The sequence below is a fragment of the Candidatus Pantoea symbiotica genome (assembly GCF_056491525.1).
Window position 1 is genome coordinate 506,530 of the sequence record NZ_JBSZHR010000003.1, and the last position, 14,901, is coordinate 521,430.

Below are 14,901 nucleotides of genomic sequence, written 5' to 3' on the forward strand. Positions count from 1 at the left end.
TCTGATCATTTCCTTACGCTATCCTTACAAACACAAAAGGCCGCATCTTCAGTGCCCAATCGCCTGTAACTAATCGCGCTGGAAATATGATGCATTTCACATTTAACTGTCGCTGTGCTTGTCGGGAAAGCTCAGCCGATTATGATCTTGCGAGATTGTTACTGCGTTCAGCGCAGGCAAAACCTGACACGCCGTCCTCCCGGTGGGTCAGGTTTTTTATTTTCAGGGCAGATAAAAATGAAAATCGCGAAAATCCTCAACAACAATGTCGCGGTAGTGCTGGGCGACAACGGCAAAGAACAGGTTGTGATGGGACGCGGTTTGGCGTTTCAGAAGCGCGTTGGTGACGAACTGGATGCGCATCAGATCGAAAAAGTGTTTGCGCTGCAAAGTGATACGTTGACGGGCCGGCTCAGCGAGCTGCTGTCGGATATCCCGCTTGAGGTGATCACCACCAGCGAACTGATCATTGCCAATGCGCGTCAGCAGCTGGGTCAGCCGCTGCATGAAAGTCTCTCTATCGCGCTGTGCGATCACTGCCATTTTGCTATTGAACGCCACCACCAAGGCATCCCGATTCGCAACGTGTTGAAGTGGGAGATTAAAACGCTCTATCCGAAAGAGTTTTCACTCGGCATCGAAGCACTGGCGCTGATTAACAAGCGGTTGGGCGTGGAATTACCCGAAGATGAGGCCGGATTTATCGCGCTGCATCTGGTGAATGCACAGCTCGGCAGCGATTTCGCCGATGTATCGCACATCACGCAATTTATGCAGGAGATCCTGCATATCGTGAAGTATCGTCTGCAGCTGGATTACCGCACCGAGAGCTTGAGTTACAACCGCTTCGTCAACCATCTGAAGTTCTTTGCACAACGTATGTTGGGCAAACGCGGCGTGTGGAGCGAGGATGAATCTCTGCATGATGTGGTGCGTGACAAATATTCGCTCGCCTATCAATGTGCGGTGAAGATCGACCAGCATATTCAGCAGAAATATCTGTATGAACTCTCCAGCGAGGAACGCATGTTCCTCACCATTCATATTGAGCGGGTACGCAAAGAGACGCTGGCGCTGCAGGATGATGCGGACGAGGCGTGAACCAGGTGCGCATCAATGTGCACCCTCTAAAAAACGCGTCAATCCTTTGTAGGGTCGCCATTAATGGCGACCACCAACCCACTTACTTCAACGCTTCACCATGGCTGCGAATCACGTTCTGATACCAGAAGAAACTCTTCTTACGCGAACGCGCCAGCGTGCCGTTACCCGCATCATCGCGATCCACGTAGATAAAGCCATAACGTTTGGAAAACTCGGCTTTTGAGGCGCTGACCAAATCGATTGGTCCCCAACAGGTATAACCCATCACCTCCACGCCATCTTCAATCGCTTCACGCACCTGCACCAGATGATCGTTGAGATATTGAATACGGTAATCGTCATTAATCTGCCCGTCCGCTTCCACCACATCTTTAGCGCCAAGCCCGTTTTCCACAATAAACAGCGGCTTCTGATAGCGGTCATACAGGATGTTAAGCAGAATGCGCAGCCCTTCTGGATCGATCTGCCAGCCCCAATCGGAACTCGGCAGATGCGGGTTTGGCACCATCGACAGAATGTTACCGCGCGCTTTCTGGTTCTCCTCTTCATTGGTAGTGACGCAGCCGGTCATGTAGTAGCTGAAGGAGATGTAATCGACGGTGTTTTGCAGGTCGCGCTTATCTTCATCGGTCATGGCAATGCTGATGCCGCGATCGGCAAAGAAGCGTTTCATATAGGCCGGATACGCGCCGCGCACCTGTACATCGCCAAAGAACAGCCATTCGCGGTTCTGCTGCAAGGTTTCCAGCACGTCTGCCGGGCGACAGCTCAGCGGATAGAGCAGCGCGCCCAGCAGCATGTTACCGATTTTGCCATCCTTAACGATCTCATGGCAGGCTTTCACCGCGCGTCCGCTCGCCACCAGCTGGTGATGAATCGCCTGATAGATCGCCTGCTGATCGCTTTCTTCTGCCAACCCTACGCCGGTGAACGGCGCGTGCAGCGACATGTTGATCTCGTTAAAGGTCAGCCATAACTTCACTTTGTGCTGGAAGCGGGTAAACACCGCGCGCGCATAGCGTTCAAAGCAATCAATGGTGATGCGATTGCCCCAGCCGCCGTACTTTTTGATCAAGCCATACGGCATTTCATAATGCGACAGCGTCACCAGCGGCGTGATGTTGTATTTAGCCATCTCATCGAACAGGCGATCGTAATAGGCCAGGCCTGCTTCGTTAGGTTCCGCTTCATCGCCCTGCGGGAAGATGCGCGTCCAGGCAATTGAGGTACGCAGCACGGTAAAGCCCATTTCGGCGAACAGTTTAATGTCTTCCGGGAAGCGATTATAGAAATCGATGGCAGTATCTTTGATGCCAAAATCGTCACCGCTGCGCTCCACGCGCGCACCGAAAATGCCTTTGGGTTGCAGGTCGGACGTTGATAAACCTTTGCCACCTTCCTGATACGCGCCTTCAACCTGGTTGGCGGCCACGGCGCCGCCCCATAAAAATCCATCCGGGAAACGTTTAGTCATCTGCTTGCTCCTCAATTATTTCAGCACGGCCAACAACGGAGCGCCTTCGCTCACGGCCGTGCGGCTCAGGGTTAACACATCCACAAAATCATCGCTATTACTCACCAGCACCGGCGTGGTGAGGTCAAATCCTGCGGCTTTAATCGCATCGAGATCGAACTCCAGCAGCAGATCGCCCACTTTGACCGGCTGATCGTTGGCGACTTTAGGAGAAAAATATTGTCCATCGAGCTTCACGGTATCGAGGCCGACGTGGATCAGCACTTCCGCGCCCTGCGCCGATGTCAGGCCAATCGCATGGCCGGTACGGAACATCGACGACACCACGCCATCGATCGGCGAAACCACGCGGCCACTCTGCGGGATAATCGCCGCGCCTTTGCCGAGTAAACCGCTGGCAAAGGTTTCGTCTTTAACCTGCTCCAGCGGAATGACATCGCCCGCCATCGGGCTGACCACACTTTCGCGACGCGTCAGATTGGTGGGCTGAGCAACCGGCGCGGGCGGCGCGACCACTTCGGCTGCGGGCTCGGTCAAACCGAACAGATAAGTGCTCACGCAAGCGAACAGCAACGCCACCGCCGCACCGGCAAACGCCGCCAGCACGCTGGCATCAATGCCGCTGTTCGGCACCACCTGAATAAAGGTGAACACGCTCGGGAAACCAAAGGAGTAAATGGTGGTGTGCCAGAAGCCGAGGATCGCCGCGCCCAAGGCGCCACCGATGCAGCCGAAGATAAACGGACGACGACGCGGCAGCGTCACGCCATACACCGCCGGTTCGGTGATGCCGAAGATGCTGGCGGTGAAGGCCGATCCCGCCATCGCTTTGAGTTTCGCTTCACGGGTTCGCAGGAAGATGCCCAGCGTCGCGCCCGCCTGGCCCAACACCGCTGGCATCAGCAATGGCAGCAGCGTGTCATGACCAAAGTTGGCAAGGTTGTTCAGCATAATCGGCACCAATCCCCAGTGCAGACCGAAAATCACGCATACTTGCCAAATCGCGCCCATCACCGCACCCGCAATCATTGGGCTCAGGCTGTAAATCCACAGATAGCCTTCGGCCAGCATGCGGCTTAGCCAGGTTGCCGCCGGACCAATCGCCAGGAACGTCAGTGGCACGGTGATCAACAGGCAGCACAACGGCGTAGTGAAATTGCGCACCGCGCTGGGTGAACGCGGATGCACCCAGCGCTCAATCAAACTGGAAACCCAGGCCGCGAAGATAATCGGAATCACTGAGGAGCTGTAGTTCAGAACTTCGAGCGGGATGCCGATGAACGTCAGCGCATTGCCCTGCTGCTGCTGTTGCAGCACCTCGAGAATCATCGGATGCACCAGCGCAGCGGCAATCGCCATGCTGACAAACGGATTGCCGCCGAATTTTTTACCGGCGCTGTAGCCGAGCAAAATCGGCAGGAAGTAGAACAAACCATCGCTGGCAACAAACAGCACTTTGTAGCTGCCGCTGTCGGCGCTCATCACGCCGAGCACCAGCGCCAACGCCAGCAACCCTTTGATGATGCCGGTGGCGATCATCACGCCGATAAACGGGGTAAAGATGCCGGAAACCAGATCGATAAAGCGTGCAAACAGGCCTTGCGGTGCAGCGTTATCTGCGGCCTCGTTCTGATTATCCAGCGCGTGGCGCGCGGTGAGTTCGCGATACACTTCCGCCACCTGATTGCCAATCACCACCTGATACTGGCCGCCGCTCTCCACCACCATGATCACGCCGGGATTGTCCTTTAACGCGGCGGTCTGCGCTTTTTGACTGTTTTTCAGCTTGAAGCGCAAACGCGTTGCGCAGTGCATCACGCTGATAATGTTCTCTTTGCCGCCAACACCGCTAACGATGTCATCCGCCAGTTCCTGATATTGCATCACTCTTTCTCCTGAACAATGCCCTAAACTCATGGCCTAATGCTCGCCAGTTAAGCGTCTTTCGGTCACCATAAATGGCGACCCTACAAAGGATTGGCGCGTTTTTCGTGCAAAAAAAAACCTGAGACGCGCCCTCTTCAACTGAAAAAGGGCGCGTCTCAGGTTTTGCCTGCCGAACAGTAACAATCCTTAACGGGCGCTATCATGCTTACAGCGTGGAAAAAGTGGCAAGCAGTTTTAACGAACGACGTAGAGAAATGTGAAGCTGGTCACCAATTAGCGTCATTCTCACTGACCAACAAAGCCGTGAATAATATGGCCGCACTTTTCATGCAGCCTTATCGCGCAATGTGTAAAAAAAGCCCCGGGACGTAATATCATAAAGACTATTTAAATAGATCATTCCGGTATTTAAATAGCTCCAAATCGCTACTAATACCTAATTTCCTCATGGCGGTTTGCTTATGACCGCTAACAGTTTTACGACTGCGCTTTAACTTCACAGCAATATCAACTATTTCCATCCCCTCCAAATAGCAATTCAACACCTCAGCCTCGCGCGGGGTTAATAATCTGGTTGAAATGAGTTGCTGACTATATTGCCGTTCCGATCCATTGATTAAATCCTTGTCGAGTTTACGCACGGGAACCTGGCTCAACTCTTCAGCAATACGAGGCGGGATATAACGCTGTCCGTTTGCAATGGTGCGAATCGCTGATAAATAGGTTGCAGACTCTTCTCGTTTAGCAATATAGCCTCTCACACCCAACATATAAGCGGTACGAATGACAGCGAGGCTATCTACAGATGTAGAAAGTAAAATCTTTAAATGCGGATAGTGCGCCATTAAATGTTTAATCAGTGATAAGCCATCCATCTCATCATCTTGCAGAATATAATCCAGTACCAGCACATCACATTCAGCAATGCGCAACCAGCTTAATAATTCCCGGCTATGGCCAAATTTCCCGACCACGATTAAATCATCCTGGTCAGCGCACAACACATCAAATGAGCGACAAATAATCGGATGATCGTCAAGCAGAGCCAGACGAATTTGGGACGTTAAAGGGTTCATTGAGACCTCATGTCGTCATGGTGTCCGGAGTGGACAGCATGTGTTCCTCTGTTAGGGTTTTTGCGGCGTTTTCTTCAGCCAGTTCATCAATTGTCCGGCGCTGGCATAACCACGAAAAATCGCGCTATAACCATCAAAGCGATTAGTCACCTCGCCAACACGGTTGTTGTAGTAATCCGACTCGGCGCTTAACACATCCAGCAACGTACGTTTCCCAAGGTGATACCACTGATCGAAGAAATCGAGGCGGATACGGTCCGATTCACGCGTTAGATTGCGGTAGAGATCCGCGCGCTGCAGCATTGACCGCGCGTCCTGATCGGCGGCACGCACCCGTTGTTGCAGGTCATCACGCTGGTTTTCTGACTCTTCCCGCATTGCGCTGGCGCGCTGTACAGCAGCCTGTTCTGCCGCGTTAGCTGAACCACCACGGAAAAGCCCCCAACTGACATTGATACCGGTTTGCCAGGCTTGCTCACGACCGTAATAGTCTTTGCCGGTGTCTTTACTTACTACCCAATTGATTTTTGGTAATGACGACGATTTCAGCGCGTCGGCTTCAGCAAAGGCAGCCTGTGACTGCGCCTGTGCTTTTAGCAGCGTTGGATGCTTGTCGACTGAAGCCAATAAGGCATCGAGTTGTGAAGGCTGCAATTGCCACTGCATCGCGGGTGGTAACGGAACCTGGGTTTCACCTAACAAGCGATACAACTGAATCTCGGTGTCACGTGCTTTTGAAACGGCATTATCCAGCGCTGACTGCGCTTGCAAGAAGCGGCCTTTCGCCTGAGTTAGTTCGCTGCGGCGGCCCTGATCAGCTTCAACAATGCCGGTCAACATGGTGACCAGCTCTTGCATACGTGCTACGTATTGTTTACTCATTTCGATGATCAAACGCTGTTTACTCAACTCCACCAGTCCGCTGCTCACCTGCCATGCCAAATCTTCGATCTGCGCGGTGTTCTGGAAATCTGCGGCCTGAACCGAGAACTCCTTGCTTTTAATGGTGTTGCTGGTCTGGCCGAAATCGATCAGATTCGTCGCCACGTTAACACCCAGAGCCGGCATATTGCTGTCATTGGCATTGCGGTTACCTTTACCAAACTCATAACGACGTGAGTTCGACGTTACGTCAACCTGTGGCCAGCGTTGACCTTTCGCGTTGCTCACGTCTTCTTTCGCAGCATCGATTTGCAGTTGCGTACTGCGAACCTGTGGACTGCGCTGTAGCGCGCTCATCACCGCACTGTAGAAAATATTACGCAGTTCCATTTCACCAGGGCTAACGCGCGCTACTGTCTGCGGTGCACGTGCTACGGAAAGACGCGGCTCAGGGGTTAAAGCAGGTTCATCTGGCTGCGTTAGCGTGGCGGCAACCGATGCCGGCGTTGCCGGTTTGAAGATTGGCAGTTCAGCGCTACTCAGGCTGCTTCGCTCCGCTTCTGTACGGTTTGTTGCTGTTGCCAGTGGTGTTGCAGGCACCTGTGTCACAATAATCGGCGCTTCAGACACAGCAGGTGTATTAATCACCGGCGCTTTCGCTACAGGCGCAAGCGCGGTGTTAGTTAATGGCACAGCAGCAGGCTGAACCGGTGCTGATTGCGTGCGTGCTGCCAGCATTTTCGCCATCTCATCTGCCGACATGGTTTTTACTGGTTGAGCCGCTCTTAATGCTGGCTTCGGTTTCGACACTTCAACAAACATCAGTAGCTCTTCTTCTTCACTCGTTGCCGTCTGTGCGGCGCCGCTTTGCAGCGCGAGGAACGAACCTATTAGCAGCGACAGCAAGCGCTTTGAACATTTAATTTGTTTCATCACTCAGGTCTCAATTAACGTTCGCGGAAAGCTTCACGTGCTTTCATCACCGGCTTCAGCAGGTAATCCAGGATAGTTTTCTCGCCCGTACGAATTTCAACGGAAGCCACCATGCCAGGAATAATCGGCAATGCTTTTCCACCGGCATTCAGGGTGCTGGTCTCCGTCAGAACCATGACGCGGTAATAGGTGTCATCCGGGCGTCCCGCAGCCGCTTTGGCATCATCTTTCAACGTATCGGGACTGATAAATTCCACGTGGCCTTTCAGCCCGCCATAGATCGCGTAGTCATATGCGGTGACCTTTACCGTTGCAGGTAAGCCAGGATGAAGAAACGCGACATCTGAAGGACGAATTTTCGCTTCCACTAACAGTTGGTCTTCTAGCGGAACGATTTCCAGAATGTGTTCGCCAGGCTGAATGACGCCGCCAATGGTGTTAAAGCGAATGTTTTTCACCGTGCCTCTCACCGGTGCGGTAATGGTGGTACGTTCCATTACGTCAGCGCGGCCAATCAGGTTTTCACTGGTCTGCGAAAGTTCGAGCTCAAGCTTGTTCAACTCGGAGTTAGCATCGGCCTGATAGCGGTTACGACGTTCAACAATCTGCGCCTGAATTTCATTGGCCTGGCGACGCATACGCAGCAGTTCTACTTCAGAGAGCAAGCCGCGCGCGGCCAGCGGTTCTGCGAGGCGGATTTCGCGCATCGACAGTTCATAGCTGCGCTGTAATGCGTTAACCGAGTCATCAAGCGCACGTTTGCGCGCCTGATAGGCTTTGGTTTCCTGATCGATAACGCTTTGATCTTTGCGCACCTGCTCATCATCGAAACTCAATGGCTGGCCATATGCTTCAGCACGCAGACGCGCAATCGTGGCCTTTAATCCCACCACTTTATTCAGTGCTTCGCGGTAGCTGGCTTGAGCTCGCGTTGGGTCGATCTTCAGCAGCACCTGGCCGCGTTCAACCTCTTCACCTTCACGCACATTCATTTCCGCCAGGATGCCGCCCTCCAGACTCTGAATAATCTGTTCACGGCTCTTGGAGATGATCTTCGCTTCACCTTTGGTAATTTCTTCGACGCGCGCAAAATGCGCCCAGGTAATGCCACCCACCAGCACCGCCAGCACCACCCATAACACCAGACGTGAACCGGGTGTGCGTTGGGTAAGCAGTGAAGACTGAATGTCATTCATGAAGTCGGCGTCTGCCGCCGACAGTTTGGGTTTACGTTTGAATAAGCTGAACATCAGGCAGAGACCTCAACATCTTTATCCAATCCCTTCGCTGGCACACTGCGCGTAACGATTGGGGATGCAGGTTTGTTAGCTGGTGCCGCCGACTGATTCGCAGCCGGTTGCGGAACAGTATTGGCAGCCGGTTGTTGTGCTGCCGCGCTCACTTTGCCGCTATTGGCTGGCGGAACGGGTTGTCCGCTCAGGCGGGCAAGCACCACGTCTTTCGGCCCATCGATGGCGACCTTTCCGGCATCAATCACAATGATGCGGTCCACCAGTGCCAGCAGTGATGGTCGGTGAGTGACCACCACCAGCGTCTGGCCTTGCGTGGCGGCATGCAGATGTTTCAGGAATTGCTGTTCGGTTTGGCTGTCCATGGCGCTGGTTGGTTCATCCAGCAGCAGCACTTCCGGGCGGCTGAGCAGCGTACGAGCCAGAGCCACCAACTGACGCTGACCACCCGACAAACTGCCGCCGTTCTCGCCTACCGCCAGGTTAATACCCAGCGGATGGCGTGCGGCAATCTGATCGAGACCGGTCAGGCGCAGTACACGCAGAAACTCATTCGGTGCCGCATCGGGCATACCGAGCATTACGTTTTCACGCAGTGTGCCGTAGAACAGACGCGATTCCTGGCTCACAAAACCGATATGACGGCGCCAGTCAGCGGGGTCGATCTGGTTAACGTCGAGGCCATCAGTAAACAGCTGGCCGCCGGTTGGCTGATAAAGACGTGCCATCAAGCGCAGCAGCGTTGATTTACCGCTGCCAATCGAACCCAGGATGGCGATACGCTCACCAGCTTTAATGTCGATATTGATGTTCTTGAGAATTTCCGGGTTAGGCTGCATCGGCGGCGCCGGATAAGAGAAGCCCACGCCTTTTAGGCTCAGATCGCCTTTCAGTTCCGGATTAGCGATATAGTCCTGCTCGCTATCACGGTCGGTTGGCATCTCCATCAGCCTGTTCAGCGAACCCAGCGCCGCTTTTGATGACTGATAACGCGTAGCTAAACCGATGACCTGACCTAATGGGCCAGTAGCACGCCCTGCCAGCATCACCGTACCGATCAAGCCACCCATGGTCAGGTTGCCGGCATCAATCATATAAACGCCGATCAAAATCAGCATCACCGTCTGGAACTGCTGCAGGAAGGTCACCGATGTGGTTGCCAGGGTTGAATAACGCTTTGATTTCGAACCACTGTTGGCCTGTAAAGCACTGAACTTCTGCCAGCGACGCTGCATATGGACGCCGCCGCCAGTGGCTTTCAAGGTTTCCATCCCTTCAATGGATTCGATCAATACGCCTTGCTTCAGTGCGGCATCTTTCAGGTTCTCTTTCATGATCTTCGCCAGCGGCCATTGAATAATGACGCTGATGATGATGATCACTGGCAACATCAGCAGTGGCACGAAGCCGAGTGGGCCGCTAATGGCAAAGATCACGCCCACGAATAACAGCACGAACGGCAGGTCAGCCAGCGCGGCTAAGGTCGCTGAAGAGACAAAATCACGCAGAGACTCAAACTCGCGCAGCTGATTAGCAAAGGTGCCTGACGAAGCCGGTTTGTGCTCCATACGGACGTCGATGGCCTGGCGGAACAGGATGCTACCGACGATCAAGTCGGCTTTTTTGCCTGCGGTATCCAGCAGATGCGCACGAATAAAGCGCGTCAACGCTTCAAACAGCATCGCCACCGTTACACCAATCGCCAGCGACCACAGGGTGACAAACGCCTGGTTCGGAATGACGCGATCGTAGACGTTCATGGTGAAGAAGATGCTCGCCAGCGCCAGTACGTTAATCAGCACGGATGCCACTGCCGCGCTTCGGTAGTAACGGCGATAGCGCCACAGGGTACTGAACAGCCAGTGCTTCTGATTCTCCGGTAAACCCTCTTCAACACGGCGATCCACTTTGGCGGTAGGCTTTGAGAAAATGGCAAAACCGCTGTACCACTCGGCAATCTCGGCGTGTTCAATTTCAACCGGCTTGCTGCCGACTTCAGGCATGACCACTTGATAGAACCAGGTCATCTTGTCTTCAGCATTCTTTTTGCGTACGCGATCAAGCAGGATGCAACCACCTGACTCTTTGCGTACCAGAATGACTGGCATGACCTGCTGAGGGACATCCCACAGGCTGCGCTCAACCAGGCCGGGTGTCATACCGGCACTCTCCAGCGAACTCAGTGCCTGAGAAGGCGTGAGGAAAACATCTTTTGGCAGGCCTGCCGTCAACGCGTCAAAGCTGCGGCCAAGGCCGTAATGGCGGCAGAGCCAGTCCACGCTTTGCAGCAGCGTGTCATCAATACGCGTCTGCACACGCGCCAGCGACTGCAATTCTTGCTCGTGCTGTTGGTTATCAGATTCTGTTGCGTTCATTAACCGCATCTCTTTGTTCGTTATTTCAGGCCCGCAGGGGCGGGGAGTAAGAAAATTCTCGCTTTTAGCCTTCAATGGCGATACAAGCCGGGTCTTGCTTCGTGAATGCCAAGGTGAAAAATCGCATTTAAGAAGCTGATTTATATCGTTTTTTATTATTTCGCGAGAATCTGCACATCCTGATCCGTGTTAGGACAATTCTCGGAACAAGCTGAAATCTGCATGTCGATTAATTCATTCGGTACCGCTGCCATTGTCAGCGCGTTACGCAACGCTTTGGCTTTATCGCGCAGCACAATTCGTGACTCATCACGGGTCACAAGGCGAATGACCACGCTGTGCAGAATGGGATGCTGCTGACGCAGTGTGACGACGGTTTCATTCAGTGAATTGAGGCCTTCATCGGTGAGCAAGGTGCGGCCAAGATCCTGTTTAAACAGCTCACGACTACTGAACAGATACTGACTTTCACTTTGTGCCGCAGCACGATCGAAAACGCAGGGAACGAGGGTGGTTGCACGTGAGTGCGCATGTACCTGACGGCGGTTGGGTTTGATTTCCTGTTCACCTTGCTGGCGATTAACCGCTTTTGGGGCATCCGTCATTTGCTGCTGTTCATCGACACGCAAAAAGTAGGTGCGTGCGCCGTGCAGTTCGGCTTGATATAAGCCCTCAGTTTTACCGCGATATTGCGCATCATTAACGAAGGCACCCAGCGTATGCGGGCCTGCGCGCAGACAAAAACTAGTAAACCCGCCCGGTAACAAACTGGTGTGATAGCGACCGTCAACGTAAACATGCGCCGGGCCGGCTGTCATAACGCCGCTGTTAGCGCGGTAATACACCACCTGCGTCAGCTCTTTGACTACTGGTGGTAGCGGCTTGTATTTTTCACCAAAGGCGTTGGGTGTTTGTAGCGTGGCCGAACTTGATACGGTGGTTAGCAGGCTAGCCATAAGCACAACCGATTTAACCGAAGACATATTCAACACAATTGACCTCTTCAGAATGTCCCGCGTGCTCTGGCATGCGGGGGAAATTAACTAGCGGATGTTGTAATCAGCCAACGGCTGCGATAAGTAACGGCACTCCGTTACTGCACTGGCTCGCGATAACACATGCTCCTGCAGATGTAGGTCAGCCAGCTCGCGCTCCGCCTCAATGCGACGCACAGGCTGAGGTTTGCCATCACCCTGCGTGTTCACGCGGACAAAATAGGTTTTGCCTGGCTTGAGCGTGGTTTGAAAACGGTGGTGGGTGGCCGCTTGCGCGCCCTGAGAGTCCATCCAGCCGCCCAGCGTATAGCTGCCCGGTTGAACGCAGATGCGGGTATACATGCCTGGCAGCAAGGCGGCTTGCAGCTTGCCATCAACGGTCACCAACGCGGCTTGCTGACTGGTTGATGGCTGGGTGCGGTAATAGACAACCTGGGCCTGGTCATTCACTACTTCCGCCTTTGCTTGCCAGCGCTCGCCAAAGGCCCCCGTATCCGGCGCTGCGTTCGCGTGCAGGGCGCAAAATAGCCCGCCAAAAATCACTGTTGGAATAACGATGTGTTGGATGAAATTATTCATAACGCCTCCGCGACGACCTTTCGCCGCTGGTTAAATTGCATCAAGGGGATCAGTTCAGGGGATGGCCGCTCAGCAACTCATCAACTACACGGCTGGCATCATCAGCCGGAGCCATGATGTGGTGTTCGGTGCCCGCATCGTCATATGCAGAGATGTGCGCCCAACTGCTGAGATCGGTGTCCGGCGGTAACAGATCGCTAAGGCTTAGTGTTTCAAGCGGCGTAGGATTCGCGGCAATCACGATTACCGCAGGGTCAGAAGGTGCAGAGACCAAACCTCCGGGATCGGTAGCAATCACCACAAATTCGTGAGTGCCATCAGGCAAAGGAGACGCGGGGGTAAAAGACCAGTTACCTTTGCTATCCGCGATAGCGGTGCCCAGGAATGTGCCGTTGTCACGGATCTCAATGACCGAGCCAGATTGCTGATCGCTGCCGTTGAGTGTTGGTGTGGTGTCATCAGTGACGTCGTTGGGCGATAGAGCGCCCTGCTGCTCACCGAAATCGTCCTGAAGCTTGTCGATAATTGCGACGGGATTCTCCAGCGGATGAGTGCCCTGTTCCGATGTCACTTCCGGGTTTAGGCTGGCAGCGTCGGGCTGTGTTTCTGGATTTACTGCGGCTTCTTCCGGCTTTTCGTCCGGCGGCGGCGATGAGTGGTGGTTGCGGTTGTTGTGCACCAGCACGGCTAAAGCGGCAACCGCCGCCGCGGCAGCCAGTGCGATCATGCCAAACGCCAGTGCGTTGCCATCGACTTCAAGTTTATCCATTGGGGGTAATACGCTGCTATCCAGCGCGGCAGTTGACTGCTCGCCATCCTGTAACGCCTGAGGATCTTGTGCGCGGTCAGCGCTGACTGCGGTAAACGCATGCCATTGACCGTCTTCACCCAGCCCCACGATCTCGCCTTGTTGCGGGTAATAATCTTCGATGATCAGGTTTGACTGTGCAGAATGTTCCCCCTGCAGCATCAAATGCAGATCGTTACCGACACGCTTAACGCTGACTGTGTCGGGTGCGGTTAGATCATCGCCTTCGGCCAGCACATAGCGTGCTCCTTTAACCGCTTTGACGTTCACCGCTTTCTCTGGGTTACGTGGTAGATTTTCCGCCTGGATAATGCGTTTTCCACTGACTATCGCCAGGTTGATGTCATCCATCAATTGATTCCTCATGCACGGCGATGCAGTACCGCAATCGCCTCACCTCCCGCCTCAGGCCGGGGTTCAGGTAAGTAATGGAGTGCATTTGTACAGGAATTATCTGACAGGCGACCACAGGCTGGGTCTTGGTTGAGAGATAGCGTGATTTAACACACCAGTAGCATAAAAAAGGCCAGTGACATCGTCACTGGCCTTTGACTTAACCGCAGTTATTACGATTGGGTTAACGGTGTAAAGGTTTTATTGCCTGTGTCAGGAGAGACGGTGAGTTTCACCGGCAACATTTCGTAATTACTGCGTTTGTACGCGCACCACCACACGGCGGTTAGGCGCATTACACTGGATCTGTTCGGCACGCGTGCCTGAACAGTCATTTACTACCAGTTCTTCACTTCCAGCACTGCTGGCACTGAGGTTGCGTGCTGGCAAGCCGCCCTGAACCAGCAGAGTGCGCACGGTGTTGGCGCGCTGTTGGCCGAGGCGCATATTGGTTGCAGGTTTACCAATCGGATCGGTATGACCAATAACCTGAATGCGGTTCAGCTGCACACCATCTTTGTTGATTTTACCGATCAGCTCGTTAATTGCCTGACGGCCCTGCTGGGTAATGTCATTACGGCCTGATTTTCCGAAGTTAAACAGCACATCACTCGACAGTGCATAATCCATCGTTTTACTGGCGGTGTAGCGACATTGTTCAACTGCAGAAGCACGGTTAAGCGTGTGCACCTGGGCACGTAATCCTTTCAGATCGTTGCTGGCTTGCTGCGCACTCACCACAATCGGCTTCCCTGCACTGTTACCGTCGACCATAACGTAGTAGGTTTTGCCGCCAACAAAGTTGTCGCGATAGGGCTGCGCCTCTTTGCCTTTGTAATACGGTGCATCCTTAAGGAACGCGCCCAGCGAGTGCTCGCCTGACGGTACGCAGAAGGTGGTGTACATGCCCATCAGCAGCGCTGACTGATATTCACCATCCACATAAACGTGCGCCGCATCTGGGCCAGTTACCGCGTTAGTGCGGTAATAAATGACCTGAGCCTGGCTAGGTGCCACGCTGGCCACCGGTTGGTAAGCTGTACCGTAGACGTTAGGTTCAACTGCTGCTTGTGCTGAGAAGGAAAACAGGTTCCCTGCCACCATCATCGCAATCAGCGAAGTGTTTACTTTATTCATGACTCCTC

General features: G+C 53.7%; 11 protein-coding genes. 1 reads left to right on the forward strand and 10 read right to left on the reverse strand.

Annotated elements, in window-relative coordinates:
- Window positions 1-237 precede the first annotated feature (237 nt).
- Entirely contained in the window at window positions 238-1,101 is an 864-nt protein-coding gene (licT, locus tag ACXIZX_RS23140) for a BglG family transcription antiterminator LicT (RefSeq protein WP_479405158.1), read from the forward strand.
- A gap of 82 nt (window positions 1,102-1,183) precedes the next feature.
- On the opposite strand, the gene ACXIZX_RS23145 is transcribed toward licT, so the two are convergent.
- The 10 genes from ACXIZX_RS23145 to ACXIZX_RS23190 form a co-directional block, all read right to left on the reverse strand.
- A complete protein-coding gene (locus tag ACXIZX_RS23145; protein WP_479405159.1) occupies window positions 1,184-2,578 on the reverse strand; it encodes a glycoside hydrolase family 1 protein in 1,395 nt (464 codons plus the stop codon).
- Between the two features lie 15 nt (window positions 2,579-2,593).
- Complete coding sequence (gene bglF / locus ACXIZX_RS23150; RefSeq protein ID WP_479405160.1) at window positions 2,594-4,462, reverse strand: PTS beta-glucoside transporter subunit IIABC; 1,869 nt, start codon at window positions 4,460-4,462, stop codon at window positions 2,594-2,596.
- Between the two features lie 386 nt (window positions 4,463-4,848).
- Window positions 4,849-5,541 carry a response regulator gene (locus tag ACXIZX_RS23155; protein ID WP_179452783.1) on the reverse strand — a complete coding sequence of 231 codons (693 nt, stop codon included), beginning with the start codon at window positions 5,539-5,541 and terminating at the stop codon, window positions 4,849-4,851.
- Between the two features lie 51 nt (window positions 5,542-5,592).
- On the reverse strand, window positions 5,593-7,356 hold the full coding sequence (locus ACXIZX_RS23160; RefSeq protein WP_479405161.1) for a TolC family protein: 1,764 nt from the start codon (window positions 7,354-7,356) through the stop codon (window positions 5,593-5,595).
- 14 nt (window positions 7,357-7,370) lie between these two features.
- On the reverse strand, window positions 7,371-8,606 hold the full coding sequence (locus tag ACXIZX_RS23165; RefSeq protein WP_179452785.1) for an HlyD family type I secretion periplasmic adaptor subunit: 1,236 nt from the start codon (window positions 8,604-8,606) through the stop codon (window positions 7,371-7,373).
- The gene (locus ACXIZX_RS23170; RefSeq protein ID WP_179452786.1) at window positions 8,606-10,981 is read right to left on the reverse strand and encodes a type I secretion system permease/ATPase; all 2,376 of its coding nucleotides are present in this window, start codon (window positions 10,979-10,981) and stop codon (window positions 8,606-8,608) included. The genes ACXIZX_RS23165 and ACXIZX_RS23170 overlap by 1 nt, the downstream gene beginning before the upstream one ends.
- A gap of 155 nt (window positions 10,982-11,136) precedes the next feature.
- A complete protein-coding gene (locus ACXIZX_RS23175; RefSeq protein WP_179452787.1) occupies window positions 11,137-11,937 on the reverse strand; it encodes a hypothetical protein in 801 nt (266 codons plus the stop codon).
- An 87-nt stretch (window positions 11,938-12,024) separates the two neighbouring features.
- The gene (locus tag ACXIZX_RS23180; protein ID WP_479405162.1) at window positions 12,025-12,555 is read right to left on the reverse strand and encodes a hypothetical protein; all 531 of its coding nucleotides are present in this window, start codon (window positions 12,553-12,555) and stop codon (window positions 12,025-12,027) included.
- A gap of 49 nt (window positions 12,556-12,604) precedes the next feature.
- Window positions 12,605-13,714: an Ig-like domain-containing protein gene (locus ACXIZX_RS23185; protein WP_479405163.1), complete on the reverse strand. Its 1,110-nt coding sequence runs from the start codon at window positions 13,712-13,714 to the stop codon at window positions 12,605-12,607.
- A 294-nt stretch (window positions 13,715-14,008) separates the two neighbouring features.
- Entirely contained in the window at window positions 14,009-14,893 is an 885-nt protein-coding gene (locus ACXIZX_RS23190; RefSeq protein ID WP_179452790.1) for an OmpA family protein, read from the reverse strand.
- Window positions 14,894-14,901: the final 8 nt, after the last annotated feature.

What these genes read in the sequence shown, in the direction of transcription:
- licT (WP_479405158.1), top strand. Translation starts at nt 238, where the DNA reads ATGAAAATCGCGAAAATCCTCAACAACAATGTCGCGGTAGTGCTGGGC.
- ACXIZX_RS23145 (WP_479405159.1), bottom strand. Translation starts at nt 2,578, where the DNA reads ATGACTAAACGTTTCCCGGATGGATTTTTATGGGGCGGCGCCGTGGCC.
- bglF (WP_479405160.1), bottom strand. Translation starts at nt 4,462, where the DNA reads ATGCAATATCAGGAACTGGCGGATGACATCGTTAGCGGTGTTGGCGGC.
- ACXIZX_RS23155 (WP_179452783.1), bottom strand. Translation starts at nt 5,541, where the DNA reads ATGAACCCTTTAACGTCCCAAATTCGTCTGGCTCTGCTTGACGATCAT.
- ACXIZX_RS23160 (WP_479405161.1), bottom strand. Translation starts at nt 7,356, where the DNA reads ATGAAACAAATTAAATGTTCAAAGCGCTTGCTGTCGCTGCTAATAGGT.
- ACXIZX_RS23165 (WP_179452785.1), bottom strand. Translation starts at nt 8,606, where the DNA reads ATGTTCAGCTTATTCAAACGTAAACCCAAACTGTCGGCGGCAGACGCC.
- ACXIZX_RS23170 (WP_179452786.1), bottom strand. Translation starts at nt 10,981, where the DNA reads ATGAACGCAACAGAATCTGATAACCAACAGCACGAGCAAGAATTGCAG.
- ACXIZX_RS23175 (WP_179452787.1), bottom strand. Translation starts at nt 11,937, where the DNA reads ATGGCTAGCCTGCTAACCACCGTATCAAGTTCGGCCACGCTACAAACA.
- ACXIZX_RS23180 (WP_479405162.1), bottom strand. Translation starts at nt 12,555, where the DNA reads ATGAATAATTTCATCCAACACATCGTTATTCCAACAGTGATTTTTGGC.
- ACXIZX_RS23185 (WP_479405163.1), bottom strand. Translation starts at nt 13,714, where the DNA reads ATGGATGACATCAACCTGGCGATAGTCAGTGGAAAACGCATTATCCAG.
- ACXIZX_RS23190 (WP_179452790.1), bottom strand. Translation starts at nt 14,893, where the DNA reads ATGAATAAAGTAAACACTTCGCTGATTGCGATGATGGTGGCAGGGAAC.